Annotated in this window: 1 protein-coding gene and 1 pseudogene; both read left to right on the top strand. The window is 36.5% G+C overall.

Annotation, left to right across the window (positions count from 1 at the left end; genetic code table 11):
* The first annotated feature begins 163 nt into the window (after nt 1-163).
* Complete coding sequence (locus tag JCM12259_RS12695) at nt 164-1,405, top strand: site-specific integrase (RefSeq protein ID WP_025066716.1); 1,242 nt, start codon at nt 164-166, stop codon at nt 1,403-1,405.
* A gap of 58 nt (nt 1,406-1,463) precedes the next feature.
* Nucleotides 1,464-1,920: pseudogene (locus JCM12259_RS17480) on the top strand (tyrosine-type recombinase/integrase); the annotation flags it as partial.

Genomic DNA, 1,920 nt, shown 5'->3' with positions numbered 1-1,920 from the left:
AATACGCACTATGCAAACCAAACAAATATGTAAAAAATCAAAAATGATAATGCAGAAACGCACAAAATGCGAATTAGTTATAGATGTGATGTTTACATAACAAGTTTACATAAGTATATTTGCATAATGGTGATATTGCCATAATTAAAACAGTAATAACTGCATGACATTTTTAGAATTAAGGCATCAAGTAGAGGATGCATTGAAAACTTCAGGGTATTCTAAAGGAACCTTGAAATCTACTAAATGTGTGTTTAATCATCTTCAACATTACCTTGAAAAGGGTCAAAATTTTGAGTTAACTCATGAATTGGCTTCGCAATTCTTGTTGGAAAAAAATGGAACTTTAGATTGGGATGCATTGACAAAATCTCAAAAAGGAAGCGTAAGATGTGTAGAGTACTTAACCACGTGGCTTGAATCTAAGGAACTCCGCAAGAGTAAAAAACGAAGACGAAAGATTCCCTTTGAAGGAAAATTGGGGCAATCATTCGAGGATTTTCTTCTTCGGGAGTCCCATACCAAACATCCTGCGACACTAAAGCATCATCGCACGCGCCTAAGTCACTTGTACTTGTATCTGTATGAGCGAAATATGGTTTGTATGGATATAACGACAGAAATTATGATTGGATTCTTAGCTCACTTGGATAATATAAAAACCATTGCAGAAAGAGATAATCATATAATCTCTATTCGTGCATTTATGAAGTTTCTATGTGAGCGTAAAGAACTTCAAGATTGTAGTTACGAACGATGGATTAATTTACTCAGGCTTAAACGCCCGGTTTCTAAAAAGATTCCATCTGTCTATACCCAAGAAGAGGTGGAACGAATTATAGCCTCTATTGATCGCATTAGTACTATAGGGAAACGTAATTATGCGATGATTTTGTTGTGTGCAAGATATGGATTGAGGGCTATTGATGTCGTAGGTATGAGATTTTGTAATATTGATTGGGATACAAATGAAATACGAGTAAGGCAACAAAAAACAGATAAAGAAATAACATTACCCTTGTCTGAGGAGGTTGGGTGTGCATTGATAGATTATATAAAAAATGGGCGGCCATCTGCCAATACACCTTATTTATTCATAAAGCATTCGGCTCCATATGGAGCATTGTCCAGTGGAGTAATGGCACTCAATGTAAGCACATACATGAGGCGTGCCGGTATTGATTCTACTGGAAAAAGGACGGGCAGTCATATTCTACGGCACAGCCTCGCCTCTAATTTACTAAAAGCCAATGAGCAATTACCTGTCATTTCGGAAATACTCGGGCACAAATCCACGGAAAGTACAAAGAGCTACTTAAAGGTGGACTTAGACCGACTTCGTCAGTGCGCTCTTGATGTGCCATTTGTTTCATCTTTATTTTATGACAATCTCTATGGTAAATAACAATTCGAATAAATTCAAAAGTGTATTCTCTATAATGATAGTTAAATACATTGACTATATGCGTTCTATGAGCTTGGAAAGTAGAACCGCAGAAATTCGTTTAGCTCAATTTGATAAACTTGCCTATGAACGAGTGACAGAAGGAGTTGGCATTACAAAGGAGTTAGCGGACGAATGGGGTAAGATCCGGTCAAATGAGACTCCAAATAATCGCTATCAACGAATATCTCTTCTACGTAGATTCTCTTCTTTTCTTCAATTACACGGTATAGATTCATATCTGCCCAAGTTACCCAAATATGACAAAAACGCATTTATGCCATATATATTTACTACAAAGGAGATTACTGATATTTTTAGAGAATCTGATAAGCTACATGTTCACCGTAAATATCTAAACTCGAGTAAGTTCGTCATTCCAACTCTTATCCGGTTACTATATAGTACGGGTATAAGAATTGGAGAAGCTCTTTCGCTCAAACACTCGAATGTCAATCTTTGTGACGGGATACTAA

The sequence above is a fragment of the Hoylesella enoeca JCM 12259 genome, assembly GCF_000613405.1.
GTDB classification, from domain to species: domain Bacteria; phylum Bacteroidota; class Bacteroidia; order Bacteroidales; family Bacteroidaceae; genus Prevotella; species Prevotella enoeca.
Note: the sequence above shows the minus strand (reverse complement) of the source record. Positions and strands in the feature narration are given on the sequence as shown.